This window comes from Testudinibacter aquarius (assembly GCF_004342725.1).
Lineage (GTDB): Bacteria > Pseudomonadota > Gammaproteobacteria > Enterobacterales > Pasteurellaceae > Chelonobacter > Chelonobacter aquarius.
Genome location: NZ_SMCP01000008.1, coordinates 38,476 through 57,671, shown reverse-complemented (window position 1 = coordinate 57,671; position 19,196 = coordinate 38,476). Strand labels below are relative to the sequence as shown.

Annotated in this window: 17 protein-coding genes; 7 read left to right on the top strand and 10 right to left on the bottom strand. The window is 43.1% G+C overall.

The window, feature by feature from the left end; genetic code table 11:
- The first annotated feature begins 6 nt into the window (after window positions 1-6).
- Complete coding sequence (locus EDC16_RS09125) at window positions 7-432, top strand: universal stress protein (RefSeq protein WP_132967548.1); 426 nt, start codon at window positions 7-9, stop codon at window positions 430-432.
- A 363-nt stretch (window positions 433-795) separates the two neighbouring features.
- On the opposite strand, the gene EDC16_RS09120 is transcribed toward EDC16_RS09125, so the two are convergent.
- From EDC16_RS09120 to EDC16_RS09090, 7 genes are all read right to left on the bottom strand, one after another.
- The gene (locus tag EDC16_RS09120; RefSeq protein WP_132967547.1) at window positions 796-1,266 is read right to left on the bottom strand and encodes a Dps family protein; all 471 of its coding nucleotides are present in this window, start codon (window positions 1,264-1,266) and stop codon (window positions 796-798) included.
- 251 nt (window positions 1,267-1,517) lie between these two features.
- Entirely contained in the window at window positions 1,518-2,480 is a 963-nt protein-coding gene (gene uspE / locus EDC16_RS09115; RefSeq protein WP_132967546.1) for a universal stress protein UspE, read from the bottom strand.
- Between the two features lie 94 nt (window positions 2,481-2,574).
- Window positions 2,575-3,330 carry an FNR family transcription factor gene (locus tag EDC16_RS09110; RefSeq protein WP_132967545.1) on the bottom strand — a complete coding sequence of 252 codons (756 nt, stop codon included), beginning with the start codon at window positions 3,328-3,330 and terminating at the stop codon, window positions 2,575-2,577.
- A gap of 300 nt (window positions 3,331-3,630) precedes the next feature.
- The gene (gene ftnA, locus EDC16_RS09105; protein WP_132967544.1) at window positions 3,631-4,149 is read right to left on the bottom strand and encodes a non-heme ferritin; all 519 of its coding nucleotides are present in this window, start codon (window positions 4,147-4,149) and stop codon (window positions 3,631-3,633) included.
- 23 nt (window positions 4,150-4,172) lie between these two features.
- Entirely contained in the window at window positions 4,173-4,658 is a 486-nt protein-coding gene (ftnA, locus tag EDC16_RS09100; protein ID WP_132967543.1) for a non-heme ferritin, read from the bottom strand.
- Window positions 4,659-5,397: 739 nt separating this feature from the next.
- Entirely contained in the window at window positions 5,398-5,817 is a 420-nt protein-coding gene (locus EDC16_RS09095) for a hypothetical protein (RefSeq protein WP_132967542.1), read from the bottom strand.
- Between the two features lie 51 nt (window positions 5,818-5,868).
- On the bottom strand, window positions 5,869-6,723 hold the full coding sequence (locus EDC16_RS09090; protein ID WP_132967541.1) for a hypothetical protein: 855 nt from the start codon (window positions 6,721-6,723) through the stop codon (window positions 5,869-5,871).
- Window positions 6,724-6,940: 217 nt separating this feature from the next.
- On the opposite strand from EDC16_RS09090, the gene EDC16_RS09085 reads away from it, so the two are divergent.
- Window positions 6,941-7,399, top strand: coding sequence for a flavin reductase (locus EDC16_RS09085; RefSeq protein WP_132967596.1), 459 nt, complete (start codon window positions 6,941-6,943; stop codon window positions 7,397-7,399).
- Between the two features lie 22 nt (window positions 7,400-7,421).
- Here the strand turns inward: EDC16_RS09085 and yfbV are convergent, their stop codons facing one another.
- On the bottom strand, window positions 7,422-7,850 hold the full coding sequence (yfbV, locus tag EDC16_RS09080; protein ID WP_132967540.1) for a terminus macrodomain insulation protein YfbV: 429 nt from the start codon (window positions 7,848-7,850) through the stop codon (window positions 7,422-7,424).
- Window positions 7,851-8,045: 195 nt separating this feature from the next.
- Between yfbV and EDC16_RS09075 the strand changes: the two genes are divergently transcribed.
- The 3 genes from EDC16_RS09075 to recN all read left to right on the top strand — a co-directional run bounded on the left by EDC16_RS09075 (window position 8,046) and on the right by recN (window position 13,344).
- On the top strand, window positions 8,046-9,251 hold the full coding sequence (locus EDC16_RS09075; protein WP_132967539.1) for an acetate kinase: 1,206 nt from the start codon (window positions 8,046-8,048) through the stop codon (window positions 9,249-9,251).
- A 59-nt stretch (window positions 9,252-9,310) separates the two neighbouring features.
- Complete coding sequence (gene pta, locus EDC16_RS09070; RefSeq protein ID WP_132967538.1) at window positions 9,311-11,449, top strand: phosphate acetyltransferase; 2,139 nt, start codon at window positions 9,311-9,313, stop codon at window positions 11,447-11,449.
- A 218-nt stretch (window positions 11,450-11,667) separates the two neighbouring features.
- A complete protein-coding gene (recN, locus tag EDC16_RS09065) occupies window positions 11,668-13,344 on the top strand; it encodes a DNA repair protein RecN (protein ID WP_132967537.1) in 1,677 nt (558 codons plus the stop codon).
- Here recN and pdxR read toward each other — a convergent pair.
- Window positions 13,341-14,789: a MocR-like pyridoxine biosynthesis transcription factor PdxR gene (gene pdxR / locus EDC16_RS09060; protein WP_132967536.1), complete on the bottom strand. Its 1,449-nt coding sequence runs from the start codon at window positions 14,787-14,789 to the stop codon at window positions 13,341-13,343. The two genes, recN and pdxR, sit on opposite strands and share 4 nt — an antisense overlap.
- 161 nt (window positions 14,790-14,950) lie before the next feature.
- Here pdxR and pdxS point away from each other — a divergent pair, with 161 nt between their 5' ends.
- Both pdxS and pdxT read left to right on the top strand, forming a co-directional pair.
- On the top strand, window positions 14,951-15,838 hold the full coding sequence (gene pdxS / locus EDC16_RS09055; RefSeq protein ID WP_132967535.1) for a pyridoxal 5'-phosphate synthase lyase subunit PdxS: 888 nt from the start codon (window positions 14,951-14,953) through the stop codon (window positions 15,836-15,838).
- Window positions 15,838-16,440, top strand: coding sequence for a pyridoxal 5'-phosphate synthase glutaminase subunit PdxT (pdxT, locus tag EDC16_RS09050; RefSeq protein ID WP_132967534.1), 603 nt, complete (start codon window positions 15,838-15,840; stop codon window positions 16,438-16,440). The genes pdxS and pdxT overlap by 1 nt, the downstream gene beginning before the upstream one ends.
- Here pdxT and EDC16_RS09045 read toward each other — a convergent pair.
- Window positions 16,399-19,176 carry a cation transporter gene (locus EDC16_RS09045; RefSeq protein ID WP_132967533.1) on the bottom strand — a complete coding sequence of 926 codons (2,778 nt, stop codon included), beginning with the start codon at window positions 19,174-19,176 and terminating at the stop codon, window positions 16,399-16,401. The genes pdxT and EDC16_RS09045 overlap by 42 nt on opposite strands.
- Window positions 19,177-19,196: the final 20 nt, after the last annotated feature.

The following is a 19,196-nucleotide window of genomic DNA, read 5'->3' as shown; positions in this document are numbered from 1 at the left end:
GAATTGATGTTTAAGAATATCTTAATTGTGATTGATCTGGGGTATATTCCGCTAGCCAAAAAATTGGCGGAAACCGCACTTGAAATGACGAGGAATAATCCAGATACTATTTATCGTGTTGCCGGTATTGTGTCGGCACCGAGTAACAGTATTGTTTCCTCGTTTTTACCTACTAATTTTGATAAAGAAGTGCTGGCGGAAGCCAATAAAAAATTGCATGAATTTACCCGAGATGTGTTCCCACAAGAGAGTAAAGTGCAACATATCGTGGCTTACGGTACAATTTATGAAGAAGTGAATCGAGTTGCTGAAGAAAAAAATGTCGATCTTATTATTATGATGGCATCGAAAGATGATAATAAAGAAGGGCTAAGTTCAAACACGGTTAAAGTGGCACGTTACAGCCGCAAACCGATCTTGATTCTGCGTTAATTTAGCCATAAACATTAGGGTCTGTTGATCTTTGTTTATAATTTGAGCTATAGACTATTTTTCGCCACTATTTTCGCCAATAATAAGGCAAAAGTTGTGAAGTTTAGTGATTCTAAACGAACGGCTTTTAACGCCGTAGTGGCGAAAAAGCGTCATAGTCCTGCGGATTGTGTTTAAAATAAGCACACTCGTCGTTGTAACCCTCATCAATAGTCCCGCTATTGATTTCGGCTTACGCCTAGATTGTGCTTATTTTAAACGACAACTCAAAATATAAACAAAGATCAACAGACCCTATTAGTCAAAAAAAGAGGCGTAGTGATATCACCACGCCTCTTTTTTAGTTATATTATCTTGTTTAAATTAGCGTACAGAAACTGCATTCAACATCCAAATAAGTTTTTCCTGCTCTTTGATATAGTCACTCATTTGTGAAGCTGTCCCCTCATCATCCGCTTCACCGGCTAAAAACAAAATATCCCGCTGTAGCACTAATAATGCTTTAAAACCGTCCAACGTACCTTGCAAGGTTTGCGTGTCGGTAACCGCATTGGTGTGAGACTGAATGCCGGAGATTGCCAAGTAGTCTTGGAAAGAGTGCAACGGACGTTGCCCCAGCGTTAAAATCCGCTCAGCGATTTCATCAATTTTGATCACCAAGTTATCATAAATCTCTTCAAATTTAACATGCAATTCGAAAAAGTTAGGACCGGTAATATTCCAGTGATAGCCACGTACATTCATGTAAAAAACTTGATAATTTGCCAGTAAAACGTTTAATTTTTCGGCGAGGGCTTGTGACTTTCCCACATCTAATCCAATATTTGTTGTCATAATATTTCTCCTTAATAAATAGTAATATGTTATTCACGCATAAAGTATAGGTGTTAGCTTCTTTTGATGCTAATCGCAATTATGGATAGCTATGATAGGCGTTGACTAATAAATAATCAGTTATTGATAATTATTAGCAATCAAAGTGCGGTTGCGGCAAAATACATTAGAACACAGACCCTAGAATAGTCTTGAATTTAAGCAGAAATACAAAAGCTTCCGGGAAAGGAAGCTTTTGCAGAAATATCGAATTAATCCTGACTATTGTTCATCTGTTCCAATTCATAAGGATCGGGTTTTATCGCCAGCACATCACAATTCAAACGACCAATAACATGCTCAGCAGTATTGCCCAAAAACGCAGCCGATAAACCGGTACGTCCAATCGTGCCCAAAACCACTAATTCTGCTTTAATTTTTTCAGCAACTTGCGGAATAACCTCTTCCGGTAGCCCTTCTTCCACATGCGTATGATCTTCGTTAATGCAATAATGCTGACGTAATGCTTTCATGTTAATCAAATGCTGACCACGGATGCTGTCTGTATAGGCATTCGGATTAAATTCAGGCAGATCGATCGCCATATTGACCGGTGTAGTAGGGTAGGCAGTCGCCAGATGAATATTGCCTGCCGCCAATACCTTAGCCAAATCAAGGCTGGCATCAACCAATTTTTTATTCAGGATATCATGGTATTCTTCGTCATCAGCAACGTTCACTGCAACCAGAATCCGACCTTCGGGTTGCCATTCATGTTCTTTGACAATCAGAATAGGGCAAGGGCATTTACGCAATAGTTGCCAGTCGGTTGGCGTGAAGATCAGCGCATCCAAACCTTCAGCCGGTTTTGCCACTTTAACCACCAAATCGTGATTTTTCAGTTTAACCTGTTCAAGAATCGCTTCATAATCGCGGCTTTTCCATACTACCGTAGTGTCAATTTCAATGCCTGAATCTGCCGGGATAGTTTGTTGAATTAGTTCTTCCAGCCACTCTTTTTTCTGACTGATAATACCTTCGTGCATGCTTTCCCGCTCTTCAGCAGATAGCATGGCACTCATTTCAAACGAAAAATCGTAGAGAGATAAGAACAGTGTTAATTTAGCGCGGATATCGGCTTTTTTCAGCTGTTTTGCCAAATGTAATGCACGCAAAAGGCTAGGCTGGGTTTCCAGCATCGGATCGATAACCACTAAGATATTATTGAAACGCATACAAATCACCTCCGAGTTCTAATGGGAGAACACTAAGGAGGATATTTTACTACACTTTTAGCACACAACAATGTATATCGGGTAATTTTTTCGATTATGAGCCTTTACATTTGGTAGAATCGGCTAACGCACGAAGCTTTTCAAGGTCAGTAATCGTAATAAATTTCCCCTGTACTGAAAGGATACCGTTCTTTTTAAAACGTCCTAATAAACGGCTGATGGTTTCGACAGTCAGTCCCAAATAGTTGGCAATATCACCGCGGGTCATCGTCAGCCCGAATTCTTTAGACGAAAAGCCGCGTGCAGAGTAGCGCTGAGATAAATTATTGATGAAGGCGGCTAATCGTTCTTCGGCATTCATTTTTGATAACAACAGAATCATCGCCTGATCGCTTTTGATTTCGCTGCTCATTAAACGCATGATTTGTTGTCTCAATTTTGGCATTTTTCCGGCGAGATCATCTAGAATATCAAACGGAATTTCGCATACCATCGCGGTTTCCAATGCTTGAGCAAAACTTGGATGCCGCATATCGGTAATGGCGTCAAAGCCGACTAAATCGCCGGGCAAGTGAAACGAGGTGATTTGCTCTTCACCTGTTTCGCTGATGGTATAGGTTTTGATGGTACCGGAGCGAATCGCATATAGTGAACGCAATGGATCACCGGCTTTAAACATGATTTGCGATTTTTGAATCGGTTTTTTGCGCTCAATAATATTATCCAGTTGATCCAGCTCTTGATTATTCAGAGTGAACGGAATGCAAAGTGTGCTGATACTACAGTCCTGACAATGAATAGCACAGCCACCGGATTGAATACGTACCGCAGAAATATTGGTTGAGGGCATTTTTATTACACCTTTATTGAGAAATAAATTGATCTATCTCAATAATTCTAGCATTATTCAATCTATATAAGAAGTATTAAAATAGAGAGTTTGTGGAGATAAAATGGCGGCGGAGAAATTAACCAAAAAAAGACTGTTCCAACTACTGATTGCACTGGCAATTTTGTTGGCTGCGTTTTTATACCGCACTTATTGTTATCAGTAGGTTATTATCAATACTATTTTGAATAAATAGGCATAATAAAAGGGTAGTGCCTGACGGTTCTACCCTTTTTAGTACGTATTATTGTGACAACGTCACTATTGTGTCACTTCGCTAGCCGTAGTTTCTACCGCTAATCCAGCCAAATCAGCATCAATGTGATATAAACCGCGTCCATCAGTGCCGACTAGGTTAAATTTATCTAAAATGCCGCTAAATAATTTTTCTTCTTCGTGCTGTTCTGCTACATACCATTGTAAGAAATTGAAAGAAGAGAAGTCTTTTTCTTTAAATGTGGTATCGACCAATTCATTAATTTTCGAGGTGACTAGTTTTTCATGTTCGTAGGTCAATTCGAAAACTTCTTTCAGAGAAGAAAACTGTTGTTGTGGTGCTTCAATTTTACCAATTACCGCCAAGGCGCCTGTTTCGGTTAAATAAGTGAATAAACGACGCATATGTTGCATTTCTTCATCAGCATGCGCCAATAAAAACTGAGCGGCACCAGGAAAGCCTTTCTTTTCACACCATGCGCTCATTTGTAGGTATAAATTGGAAGAAAAGAATTCCAAATTAAGCTGTGCGTTCAGATCATCAATAATTTTTTTCGATAACATAATATAATCTCCAAGGTTCAGTTTTACAGGGCTGCCAATTCTTTATCCAAGAAATACAGGGATAAGCCTGAATCACCTAATAAATTGAATTTATCTAAAATACTGTTGAACAGTTTCTCTTCTTCATGTTGTTCTGCTACATACCATTGCAAGAAATTAAAACTGGACTGATCACCGCATTCAAAGGTGACTTCCACCAGTTTATTAATTTTTTTAGTCACTAACTTTTCATGTTCGAGTGTTAATTCGAAAATTTCGCGCAAAGAGGAGAAGTCGGCAGGTGGTGCATCCAATTCGCCTAACACAGGCATGATGCCAGTGTCATTCAGGTATTGAAACAGCTTTTGCATGTGTTGCATCTCTTCATCGGCATGTCTCAACAAAAATTGAGCTGCACCTTCGAATCCTTTTTGAGAGCACCATGCGCTCATCTGTAGATATAAATTGGAAGAGTAGAATTCCAAATTTATCTGTTCATTTAGCTTATTGATTACTTTTTTCTCTAGCATATTGATGTCCTTTTGAAAAATTTATTTTGAATCAATTATTTAAATAAAACTATCAAATTTATGTAATGTGATAGTAGGAACTTTATTGATGATACGCCAAAAAAAAGTAAAAAGATAGCAGTTTAAGGGTAAGTAATTAATATATAAAGAAATCATAACTATTCTTATTTTATTAAAATCGAACAATGGCATTTTATATTTTTAGGCTGAATTGAGGGCATATCGTAATAGCGGATAAAACGGTACTCGGATTTTATTTTGGGCAGTTTTAGTTATCAACATAACTTCATAATCCGTTGTTTTAGCTAACGCATATTTCATCTTGATCCAGTCTGATTTGGATTCGATATCAAACCGTTATTTTTGCGAATAACAGCGGTTATCCAATTACGGCATCAACAGGGCAATCGATGTGACATAAAAGTGACTTACTGTTTTATTAAATTTAACATAATATACATTATACGAAATGAGTTATACGGTTAGTAACCGCTACGGATTAAATAAATCACAGAGTTACACACAAGCATAAAAATCAACAAAAGGCACTTTGGAAAGGCGCCCTAAGCGATTTTTGGGATGAAAATAATAGATGGTTATTAAACGGAGATAATGGTTGTAAGGAAGGCTTAAAGATGTTTTTCACTACCGCGCTTGCTTTATTGAACGCTAAAAAATACGCCTTTTTTTGGCGTATCTTTTTATTCTAAGTTTTTAATTCTACGGTTTTTATCAAATCCTATAAATAACCTTGCATGCTAAAGTTATATTGCTTAATTTGTTCTGCTGTCAGTAACCCTTGTTTACCTAATTCTTCCGATACCCATTTCCAATCTACGCAAGGTCGATTAAAGTGACAGTGTAATTTTTTAATTCCTAACGAGATGTCATCAATGAGCAAATCTCCATAGGCTTTAGGTGAACGGGTAAACTTATGCTGTTCTGGATTCACATTGATTCCATAAAGTTTAATTTTGTTTTTCTGAAACCAATCCAAGGCCTCATCCAGATAGCAATCTTCTGCTCGCATGGTAAATAAAATCAAATTATGCCCGTTTTTTACTAAATCTCGTAAAACTTGCGCTGCACCAACTTCTTCGCCTATTTGCGGAAATTGGTGAGTCACACAGGTTCCGTCAAAATCAATAAGGATATTCATATTTTTCTCTCATTTTAAACATAATCCGCAGGACTATGACTCTTTTTCGCACTACGGCGTTAAACTAGTTTTTAAATATTCCATACCATTTAAACGCATTTCGGCACCTACAGGCGCACCAATGGCATTGCATAAATGATGTTTTAGCGAATGGGCAAAATTACCGGTATACAGCTTTATGCCTTGATGGCTCAAATTGGATTGGCAATCAATATAAACTTTGCCGCCCATCTGTCGCCACAGATAGCAAAAACCGTAATCTTCCGATAAATATCGCCGACTTTCCGGTTCAACCATCACATCAAATAAGCGGTAGTGAAAACCGTTATCCTCTACCCCGATAGAATCAGGCACATATTTTAGCGCCGGATAAAATGCCATCATTTGCTCAAAAACCGAACGCTTAATCGACATAAACCCCGTCGGTGCTTCAGCCATTTCAAGAAAACCACTCGGAAGAATATTCAAATTCACTTGATTGTTTTCATCTGCTTTATCGATATTGATGGTATAGCGAGTGCTGGCGCTTTCAAATTGTTGGCGGCTCATTTCTGGAAAAATATGGCTAGGAAACTGTTCGTGCTTTAACGGATAAACACCGGCAGCAATCTCATAATCGGATAATAACAAACGGAAAAAAGCATTGGGTTCAAAACCAATATCGGAATCAATCCAGCACAAATGCGTCCATGTCGGATTTGCCATAAATTCCGCAACGGCATTATTGCGCGCTCGAGTGATTAAACTCTCACCGCGCTGCATTAAAACCTGAAATCGAAGTCCGACAGAATGTGCATGTTCGGTTAAATTGAGTAATGAGGTGACATAATTATGAAAATATTTACCATCATGGCTTGGCGTGACGATAAGCGGGTACATCTGTGTTAATGCACTGTGATCTAACATTTTTTACCATCATAATGAATTTATAACATGCTATAATCATACTTCATGTTCAAAAAATACACCAATTAAAAAAGCCGTTTCTTTGGTTGTATTTTTGTTATAATTTGGTTAATTTTAAACGACAACTCAAAATATAAACAAACATCAACAGCCCCTAAAATTGGTGGATTTTACTTTGGATAGATTGAATTCAGAACAACAACATTTTCGCAATGCCATGGCAAACCTAGCTTCGGCAGTCAGCATTTTAACCAGCGCCGGAACGGCCGGTACGGTAGGATTGACGGTTTCTTCCGTCTCTTCTGTCACAGACTCCCCCGCTACGCTGTTGGTTTGTATCAATCAAGGCAGTGAGCTACATGACATCGTTAGGCAAAATCGGAAGGTGGCAATTAATATTCTCAACGCCTCACAGCAGGAATTGGCACTACATTTTGCAGCAATGGGTGATAGCAGTATGCAAGAGCGGTTAGCCTGGGAGGTGTGGCAACATTCTGAGCACGGTGCTCCCATTTTAAAACAAGCCCTCGCAATTTTAGAAGGAGAAATTGTAGAAGAAAATCAAATCGGTACGCACAGCGTTTTTTTTGTGCGAATTGAGCGGATTAAAGTTACACAAGGCGATGCCTTGATCTATTTTAACCGCACTTTTCATCGACTGCCTTTCAGGCTATAACATCAGAGCCTGTTTTTTATAGCTATAACGTATCCCAAAAATCAGCCGATAAATATTTGTCGGCTTTCTTCAGACATTGTGCTAAATCCATAAAAGTCGGTTGTGATACGGCCTGATATTGAGTATGCGCTGCCAGTTGTTTAACTATTTTTTGATAGGCTTGCTGCGTGCTGTCAGGCAGTGGTTGTGCTGAGCGTTTTCCAAGCCACCACAATCCTTGTAAAGGAATACTCAACGCGAAAAGTGCGGTTAAAACCGCAGCGGCAAGCGCCATTTGACTACTTGGCAGAGTTATTTGTTGCCACACGACCGTTAATACCGCAACGGCCGGCATCGCTTTTTGTGCAAAACGCACAGCACGTATAACCCGATTCTCAGGGAAAATGCTACCTAATTTCGCTTGCATCGGCCAGCTTTCCAGATAACGCTGCCCTCGTTTTAATGTTCTCATTTTGTCTTCTTAAAAATACCTGCTTTGGTCGTATTAATGTGGTTAAAGTGCGGTTAAACGGTATAAAATCAAGTTTTGCTCGGTTTTCTCCGAATTGCAATTTATTTTATTCTATCAAAAGTGTATCCTATTAAAGATAATTTTCTTGCGCTTCACGCGCCTTTCTTTAATCAACATGAAAATAGGTTAATCATTATGTCACAAAACTTGATCCTGGTGCTCAATTGCGGCAGCTCATCTTTAAAATTTGCGATTTTGGATCCTCAATCCGGCGATGAAAAATTGTCTGGTTTGGCGGAAGCGTTTCATTTGGATGATGCGCGTATCAAATGGAAACTGAACGGTGAAAAAGGGAATGCCGATTTGGGCGCCGGCGCAGCACATAGCGAAGCGCTGGACTTTATCGTGAACCAGATTTTACCACAAGACGCAGGATTAAAAGAAAGTATTGTTGCGATCGGACACCGTATTGTCCACGGTGGCGAGCAGTTTACCCGCTCTACGTTGATCAATGACAGCGTTATCGAAGGTATCCGTAATGCCGCACAATTTGCACCACTGCATAATCCGGCACATTTAATCGGTATTGAAGAAGCTTTTAAAGCTTTCCCGGAATTGAAAACAAAAAATGTCGCTGTTTTCGACACCGCTTTCCACCAAACGATGCCGCAAGAGGCTTACTTATATGCCCTGCCTTATTCTCTATATAAAGAACACGGCGTTCGTCGCTACGGCGCACACGGTACCAGCCATTACTATGTCAGTCGCGAAGTAGCGAAAGAATTGAATATTCCGGCGGACAAAGTCAATGTGATCACCTGCCATTTAGGCAACGGCGGCTCGGTTGCTGCGATTCGTCACGGTGAATGTATCGACACCTCCATGGGTCTTACCCCGTTGGAAGGTTTGGTAATGGGAACGCGTTCCGGCGACATCGATCCTGCAATCATTTTCTATCTATACAATACGCTAGGGATGAAAATGGAAGAGATCGAAACCACATTAACCAAAAAATCCGGTTTATTGGGCTTGACCGAAGTCACCAGCGATTGTCGTTATGCGGAAGATAACTACCAAGCCAAAGAGGATGCGAAGCGTGCGATTGATGTTTACAGCTACCGTCTTGCCAAATATATCGGTTCTTATATGGCGGTTATTGGTGAGCGTTTGGATGCAGTGGTATTTACCGGCGGCATTGGTGAAAACTCTGCGTTGATCCGCGAGTTAACCTTAGCGCACTTGAAACTGTTTGGCTATGAATTGGATCAAGAACGCAACTTAGCGGCACGTTTCGGCAAATCCGGTAAAATCACCAGCGACAACTCCCCTGTTTCTTTGGTGATTCCAACCAATGAAGAATTGGTTATTGCCCAAGATACTGCCCGTTTAGCAGTAAAATAAAATATCTCTACTGCCGACCTAGTCGGCAGTTTTCATTCGATCATTTAAAAGGCTTTATTATGTCCCGTACTATCATTTTAATCCCAGTCAGTGCCGGCGTCGGTTTAACCAGTGTCAGCTTGGGTCTGGTGCATGCACTAGAACAAAAAGGCGCCAAAATTGGGTTTATGAAACCGATTTCGCAACCGAGCAGCGGAGAAGATAAAATTGACCGTACTACCTCAATTTTACGCAGTAGCTCAACTTTGGATATCGCCGAACCGATTATGCTGAGTGAAGCGGAATACCTGATTGGTCAAAATCAATCGGATATTCTGTTAGAAAAAATTGTGGCACGTCATCAGCAATTAAGTGCTAAAAACGAACTGATCATTGTCGAAGGTTTAATTCCAACTAGTAAAAGTGCGTATGCCACTGGGGTAAACTATGAAATTTCACAAGCGTTAGATGCTGAAATTATATTAGTTGCCGCACCGGGCACCGATACTCCGAGTCAGCTGATTGAACGTCTTGAAGCGACAGCAAGCAGTTTTGGTGGGCGCAACAATCCGAATTTATTAGGGGTTGTAGTCAATAAATTTAATGCGCCGGTCGACCAAAGTGGACGCACCCGTCCAGATCTCAGCGAAATATTTGAGTCTTTCAAAGAGAACGAAAGTTCAATTAACGAAGTTCGTCACCTGTTCTCCAAAAGTCCATTGTCACTCATTGCCAGCATTCCTTGGAATGCGGAGCTGATCGCAACACGTGCGATTGATATTGCTAAGCATTTGAATGCGCATGTGATTTATGAAGGGGAAATCAAAACCCGTCGTATCAACGGCATCACCTTCTGCGCTCGCAGCTTGCCAAATATGGTGGAACATTTCCGTGCGGGTAGCTTGTTGGTGACTTCAGCCGACCGTCCGGATGTTTTGGTGGCAGCTGCGTTGGCGGCTATGAACGGGGTGAAAATCGGGGCATTAGTACTGACGGGTGGTTATAAAATCGATAATCAAATCAGTAAGTTATGTCAGCAAGCCTTTGAAACCGGCCTGCCGGTCATCCGCGTAGAAGGCAACACTTGGCAAACTTCACTCAATTTGCAAAGTTTTAATTTGGAAGTACCACCGGACGATGCAGAACGGATTGAAACCATTAAACAGTTCACCAGTGAGCAATATAATGCCCAGTTCATCGACAGCTTGGTCGGTACTTCGCCTCGTTTACGTCGTCTGTCACCGCCGGCATTCCGCTATCAATTGACTGAATTGGCGCGCAGTGCCAAAAAACGGATTGTGTTGCCGGAGGGCGATGAGCCACGTACGGTTAGAGCTGCCGCTATTTGTGCCGAGCGCGGAATTGCGGAATGTATTTTACTGGCAAGCCCAGAAGAGGTAAACCGTGTTGCTGAATCACAAGGGGTGCAGTTAGGCAAAGGCATCACCATTATTGACCCTAAAATGGTGCGTCAAAACTATGTTGCACGCTTAGTTGAACTGCGTAAAAACAAAGGCATGACCGAAGTGGTTGCCGAAGAGCAATTGCAAGATAACGTAGTCCTGGGCACGATGATGTTGGAATCTGGCGAAGTTGACGGCTTGGTTTCTGGTGCGGTTCACACCACAGCAAACACTATTCGTCCACCAATGCAGATTATTAAAACTGCACCGGGCAACTCAATTGTATCTTCAATTTTCTTTATGTTACTGCCGGATCAAGTCTTGGTTTATGGTGACTGTGCGGTCAATCCGGATCCAACTGCAGAACAATTGGCTGAAATTGCGATTCAATCTGCCGATTCAGCCAAAGCCTTTGGCATTGCGCCGAAAGTCGCGATGATCTCCTACTCTACCGGTTCTTCCGGTCAAGGTTCTGATGTGGATAAAGTGCGTGAAGCTACCCGCTTGGCACAAGAAAAACGGCCTGATCTGATTATCGATGGTCCGTTACAATATGATGCGGCGGTGATGGAAGATGTGGCTCGCTCCAAAGCGCCGAACTCACCGGTTGCCGGTAAAGCCACTGTGTTTATCTTCCCGGATTTGAACACCGGAAACACCACCTATAAAGCAGTACAACGCTCTGCCGACTTAGTTTCTATCGGCCCAATGCTGCAAGGTATGCGTAAACCAGTCAACGATCTGTCACGTGGTGCGTTGGTTGATGACATTGTTTACACCATTGCCTTAACTGCTATTCAAGCAACACAACAGTAACTGTCTAACCGCACTTTGATTAAAGTGCGGTATCATTCCAGCAGATCTCGTCACCCAAGTGGCGGGATTTTTTTATTATTAGCCTTAGAGCCTGTTGTTCTCCCCCTCTCAAGTGCGGTTTTATCAAATAACCTAAAAAAAGTACTTTACTGTATAAAAAAACAGTATTATATTTACTGTATGAATAACCAGTATTATCTTGAAGTCTGAGGCTTGCCATGTTGACCCATCTAAATATTAATAATTTTGCTATCGTTAATCAGCTCGATTTGGCGCTGCAGGCCGGAATGAGTGTGATCACGGGTGAAACCGGGGCTGGAAAATCCATTGCAATGGATGCGCTAGGACTGTGTCTGGGGGAGCGAGTCGAGAGCAGTATGATCCGTCATGGGCAAGAGCGTGGCGAGATCAGAGCCACTTTTCAGCTCAGTAATAATTCTCCTGCTTTAACATGGCTACAGCAACATGAACTGGAAGATATGGATACACCGAAATGTTGTACGTTGCGTCGTGTGATCCGCAATGATGGTCGCTCGAAAGCGTTTATCAATAACTGTCCGGTTCCAGCGGCACAACTGCGTGAGTTGGGGGCGTTGCTGATTCAAATCAACGGGCAACACAGTTCACAGCGCTTATTAAAAAGTGAAGAGCAGTTGCTACTGTTGGATCAGTTTTGCCATAACCAAGCATCATTGCAGCAGATGGCGCAAGCATATCAGCACTGGAAACAGGCAAAACAGCAACTGAAACAATTTCAGCAGCAATTAGCGGAAAATGAAGCCAAAAAACAACTCTTGCAATACCAAGTGGAAGAACTGAATGAATTTAATTTGCAACCTGATGAATATTTGCAGTTAGAGCAACAACAGCGTTGTCTGGCAAACGCAGAACAGATTACCCAACTGTCACAGTCAATCGGTATGCTGCTCAGCGACAATGAAACAGTAAATATTGAAGCGATGTTAAATAAAGCAGAGCGTTACTGTGAAGAGTTATCACAGTTGAACGGACAATATCATAATTTAGCAAGTCTGTTGCAAGAGGCACTGATCCAAGTACAGGAGGCTTCCTCCGAATTGCAAACCCTGACTTCAGAAATCGAGCAGGATCCCTATTTGTTGGCTGAAGTGGAACAACGGTTAGGCACTGCATTACAATTAGCTAAAAAACACCATATCAGCCCCGAACAATTACACCGGCATCACGCTGAATTAAAACAGCAATTGGCAAATTTAACAGACATCAGTGCCGAAGAGCAACAACTGCAGCAACAGCTTGAAAGTGCGGTATCAGAGTTAACTCAGATCAGCCAGACGCTACACCAATCCCGTTTACAGGGTGCACAAAAACTATCTGAACAAATCACTGCATTGATTAAACAATTGGCGATGGAAAATGCTGAATTTGAAGTGGTGGTTAAACATAATCCGGACAGTATCAGTGTATTGGGTGCCGACGAGATCGTGTTTATGTTACGCAGCAACTTGGGACAGTTATCGCAACCGTTGGCTAAAATTGCCTCCGGTGGCGAACTTTCGCGCATTGCATTAGCGATTCAGGTGCTGACTGCCGATAAATTGGCGACCCCTACTCTCGTTTTCGATGAAGTTGATGTCGGCATCAGCGGCGCAACCGCCACGGTTGTCGGTAAACTGATGCGCCAGCTGGCACAAAAATGCCAAATTTTGTGTGTCACCCATTTACCACAAGTTGCCGCTTACGGACATCAGCATTTCAGCGTACAAAAATCAACCCAAGACGGCACAACAATAACCGAAATGGCCGCACTTGATAACAAAGAGCGGGTTTATGCTCTTTCTCGATTGCTTAGCGGCAGTGAGGTAACTACTACCACATTGGCGAATGCTAAAGAGTTACTGAAACTGGCCAGCTAAACATCAACGTAGCCCCATGTGTGCATTAACAAAGGAATAGCTTGTTGCAGTTGCTGCTGACTTAAATTACCAAAACCTAACGAAAAGTATTTTTTATCGCTATCGGGCAGCGGATACAGCTTGATCCCCACGTTGGCAGCTAAAGTCTGTAATTGTGCAAGCGAACGGGTTTCGGTATATAAATCTAATAGCAGATAAAACCCAGACTGTTCGCCATAATAACGGATATAATTGGTATAAGGTTGCAACAGCTGACACAGCAGTTCCATTTTTTTGCGATAATGCGTTCGCATTCGATGAATATGTTTCTCAAACTCACCGGATTGCATAAATTGGGCGATCAAATATTGGTTTAAGCGCGGCACAGTAGAGTTGAACAAACCACAAGTGCGGTTATAAATCGGTAAGAGTTGCTGTGGAAGCACCATAAACGTCATTCGCAACGATGGCATTAATAATTTGGAAAACGACCCCAAATAGATCACTTTGCCCTGCTCTGTCATAAGGTTATCCAACTGCTGTAAAGCCGGAATCGGTTTGCCTTTATAACGAAACTCACTATCGTAATCATCTTCAATAATATAGCGATCCGCTTGCTGGTTCGCCCATTGTAACAGTTGCAAACGTTCGTTGATGGATAACACCGAACCATAGGGATATTGATGTGACGGCGTCACATAAAAAACATTGACCGCACTTTGTAGTAAGCGTTGAAAATCCACTTTGAGGTTCTCATCAGTCAGTGGCAATCGTATCAGATTTTTATTAAACACCCGCAGCAATTGCGCCACCATCGGATAGCCATATTGCTCCATCGCATAGTTTACGCATTGCTCGGGATAAAGGTGATCGAACAACAAAATCAGTTGGCTAATACAGGTTTCTACCCCCGCACCGATAATAATCTGATCAATGCTGCAACTTACCCCTCTGGAAGCATAAAGATAGTCACGAATCTGCTCGCGTAAAACAATTTCGCCCGGTTTTTCACTTTGGCTGGACAAAATTCGGCTGGCTTGATCCCATAGTTTCTTGACCTGTTTCTTCATGCGTGCAAAAGGAAAGTGCGCCATATCCACTTGATCCGGATTAAAATCATAGCGGAAATGTTGCGAGGCCTTGCTTGCTGTTTGAGGCTGAGTTGCTTGATTGCTCAATGCAAACTGCTCGGCTTGAAAACTGACAAAAAAACCACAGCGTGCTTTGGCTTCAATATAGCCTTCTGCCAACAGCTGACCATAGGCATTTTCGACCGTACTTTGACTGATGTTCAGATAATCGGCAATTTTGCGTTTTGACGGTAATTTTTCACCATACACCAAGCGCCCACAACTGATTTGCTGTTTAATTTGTTGATATAGCTGTGAATATAAAGGCTCTTTTTCCGCTTTATTCAATGCAAAAGCCATATGTTGAAATGCGTTTTGCTGTAATGTTGGCATCATTATTCTTCTTATGGTTGTTTTTACAGTTATTCTGAATGTTGAAACTGACCTCATTAATATTAACAAAACTGATACTTTTAATCATATCTAAATTACAGAAAATAGGGGCTGTTAATATTTGGCTGAAGAATCGTTTTTATATAAACAGGAGAAATTTCAAAATGAATAAAGTATTAGGCAGTGATGTGGTGAAACGTGGTATGGCTCAAATGCAAAAAGGCGGTGTGATCATGGATGTAGTCAATGCGGAGCAAGCGCGGATTGCCGAGGCGGCTGGTGCGGTTGCTGTGATGGCTTTGGAGCGAGTGCCGTCCGATATTCGTGCGGCTGGCGGTGTTGCTCGGATGGCAAATCCAAAAATCGTGAAAGAGGTGATGGCTGCGGTTTCAATTCCAGTGATGGCCAAAGCGCGTATTGGACATATTACCGAAGCACGCATTTTGGAAGCAATGGGCGTTGATTATATTGATGAAAGTGAAGTGCTGACCCCTGCAGATGAAGAGTTTCATTTGCTGAAAAGTGACTATACCGTGCCGTTTGTTTGTGGCTGTCGTGATCTGGGTGAAGCATTGCGTCGGATTGGTGAAGGGGCGGCGATGTTGCGCACCAAAGGCGAACCGGGTACCGGCAATATTGTGGAAGCGGTGCGGCATATGCGAAAAGTTAATGCACAACTGCGCAAAGTCGTGGCGATGAATCATGACGAGCTGATGACCGAAGCCAAACTGTTAGGCGCACCGTTTGAACTGTTATTGCAAATTAAACAATTAGGCAAATTACCGGTGGTTAATTTTGCTGCCGGCGGTGTTGCTACGCCAGCTGATGCTGCATTGATGATGGAGCTGGGTGCTGACGGTGTTTTTGTCGGTTCCGGTATTTTTAAATCAGAAAATCCGGAAAAATTTGCGCAGGCAATTGTGCAAGCAACAACCTATTATCAAGATTATGATCGTATTGCTCGCTTATCCGAAGAGCTGGGCAGTGCGATGAAAGGGCTGGATATTGCCAAATTGTTACCGACGGAAAGAATGCAAGAGCGAGGTTGGTAATGACAGATTACAGCGGATGTCGTATCGGCGTTTTGGCGCTGCAAGGTGCAGTCAGTGAACATATGGCGCAACTGGCTGCTTTGGGCGCAACTGCGGTTGCAGTGAAGCATGTTGCACAATTGGAGCAGCTTGACGGTTTGATCTTACCCGGTGGTGAAAGCACCACAATCGGTAAGTTGATGCGGCACTACGGTTTTATTGAGGCGATCCGCCAATTTGCGGCCGAAGGAAAACCGCTGTTTGGTACTTGCGCCGGTATGATCCTCTTGGCAAAAGCCATTGAAGGCGATGAACCGGCGCATTTGGGGTTGATGGATATTCAAGTGCGGCGGAATGCCTTTGGGCGACAAAAACAAAGCTTTCAAACCGCACTTTACATCAACGGATTGTCTACCCCGTTCCCAGCGGTTTTTATTCGTGCGCCTTACATCAGTAAACTGTTGTCGGATAACGTACAAATATTGGCCGAGATCAACGGCAGTCCAGTATTGGCACGGCAAGATAATCTGCTGGTCTGCGCTTTCCATCCGGAGTTAAGCACAGACCCGCGTATTACCGCACTATTTCTGGATGGGGTGCGAAACCGGCTTGAAGCGCAATAAACGGTTGGCATTGGTCACGACGGTAATTGACGACAGTGCCATTGCCGCACCGGCAACTACCGGATTGAGCAGAATCCCGAACAGCGGATACAGCAACCCAGCGGCAATCGGAATGCCTAAACTGTTATAGATAAACGCTCCTAACAGATTTTGTTTGATATTGCGCATTCCGGCTTGTGATAGTGCCAGTACATCAGAAACTGCATCGATACCATGCCGCATCAAGGTTAAATCTGCGGTTTCAATCGCAATGTCGCTACCACTGGCGATGGCAATGCTGACATCGGCTTGTGCCAGTGCCGGCGCATCATTGATACCATCGCCGACCATTGCCACTTTGTACCCTTGCTGCTGCAAGGTTTGGATTGCCTCTGCTTTACCTTGCGGCAAGACCCCGGCAATCACTTGATCAATCCCCAATTGCTCTGCAACTGCCGTTGCTGTCTGCATTTGATCGCCGGTCAACATAATGGTGCGATAACCATTATTGCGCAGCGTCTGCACCGCACTTTGACTCTCTTGGCGCAATTGATCTTTCACCACAAGAAAACCAATAAAAGTAGTGTCATTTGCCAAATAGATCACCGTACCGCCTGCCCGACTCTCCTGCTCTGCTTGGCTTTGTAACCCTGATGGTATAGCAATATTTTGCTGTGCCAACAGTTTTTCATTGCCTAAATAGAATCTTTGGTCAGCAATTTTAGCGGCGACACCCATGCCTTTATGCGTAATAAAGTCACTAACCTCAGCCAGATTCGCCACATCAATTTGCGGCGATTCTAATAGCGCTTTGGCTAGTGGATGATTTGCCTGTTGTTCCAAACTGGCCGCGTAATAGAGTAGATCTTGCTGTTGTTGCCCTACTGCCGGATAAAGTGCGGTCAGCTTCGGTTTGCCTTCGGTTAGCGTGCCGGTTTTATCAAACACCACTACATTCACATTAGCGGCTTTTTGCAACGCATCGGCGTCACGCACCAAAATGCCTAATTCCGCCGCCCGCGATACAGAGGCAATCACCGACATCGGTGTCGCCAACCCTAACGCACAAGGGCAAGCAATAATCAACACGGTGGTCAAAACGACCAAGGCGTGTGCTAGTTTTGGTTCGGGCCCAAACAATGCCCAAACGATTGCGGCTAAAATGGCAATCACCACCACCACCGGCACAAATACCGCGGCAACTTTATCGACCAGCATCGCAATTTTGGGTTTACTACCCTGCGCCTGCCTCACTAATTTAATGATATTGGCAAGCACGGTTTGTTCACCGACTTGTGTCGCTTCAATCCGCAAACTGCCATTATCGACAAGGGTACCGGCTCGGACAAAGTCTCCTATAGTTTTGTTGACTGCCAACGGTTCTCCGCTCAACATCGATTCGTCCAACCAGCCTTGCCCTTGTACTACCATGCCGTCCACCGCAACACGATCACCGGTTTTCAGGCTCAACAACATACCGCACTTTACCTGTTGTAACGGCAATTGTTGTTCCTGCCCGGCTTCGATCACGCTGACTTTAGCCGGCGTTAAATCCAGTAATTTTTCCAACGCACGGGAAGAACGCTGTTTGGCTTTGGTTTCCAACATTTTGCCTAAGTTTACCAACCCGATAATCATCATACCGGCTTCAAAATACAAATGACGGGCATTTTCTGGGAAAAAGTGCGGAAACAGCACAATCGCCATCGAAAACAGCCATGCTACCCCCGTGCCGAGTGCCACCAATGTGTCCATTGTTGCACTGCCGTGTTTTAAATTACGCCATGCGCTGACAAAAAAATGCCCGCCACTGAACGTCATCACCAGCGCACTGACAACCCCCACAGCCAACCAAGCAGATTGTGAATCTTGCGTTACGCTCATACCGTAAAGCATGCCCCAGAGCATTAGTGCAAAACCGAATACCAGCGCTATCAGTGCCTGCCATTTGCGTTGGAGAATCTCTTTTGTAATATTTTGCTGCTGCTTTTCTCGCCGAAGGTGCTGCTCGGCAACGATTTCTGCAACATAACCGGCTTGTTCAACCGCACTTACCAGCGCTTGTTGCGATGCAGTGCCATAGATGATTGCGCTGTTATCAGCCAGATTGACATTGACTTTTTCAACCTGAGGCACCGCAGCCAGCGCTTTTTCGACTTTTAATACACAACTGGCACAGGTCATTCCACTTAATAATAGCTGGGTAGTTTGCTGCTGTTCCGCCATCGACTGTGGGGCGATTTCGTTGTTATTGACCGTTTTGTTTACAACTGTTTTTTCGACTACCGCCGCTGAATCAGGCTCGGATTTTATCTGATTGCGTGCAGACGGTAGTTCAGTTTTTGGGCAAGAAGCGCTCTCAGCGGATAATTGTGCCTGATAACCGACATCTTCAACCAGTTTAATCAATACTTCCGGCTTAACCGCTTCGACATAAACCGTCAACGTGGTCAGGCTCAATTGGTAAATCAAATTGGGATCAAACTCGGTTAAAGCTTTGTCCAGGGTTTTGACGCAATGCTGGCAAGACAAGCCGGACAGTATCAATTCAAATGTCGCAGCAGGATTGGCTTGCGCCTGATAACCGGCCTCTTGTACTGCTTGGATTAAAGCAGAAACTGACACGTCGCCTTCAATTTTTGCATAGTGCAAATTGACTTTAACCGCACTTGCGCCTGTCACGTTCTGCAAAGCTTCGCGCACATGGCGTACACAATTTTGGCAGGATAATTGTGCTAACCCTAAAATAGTTGACATAAATAGGCTCTCTTCTGTGA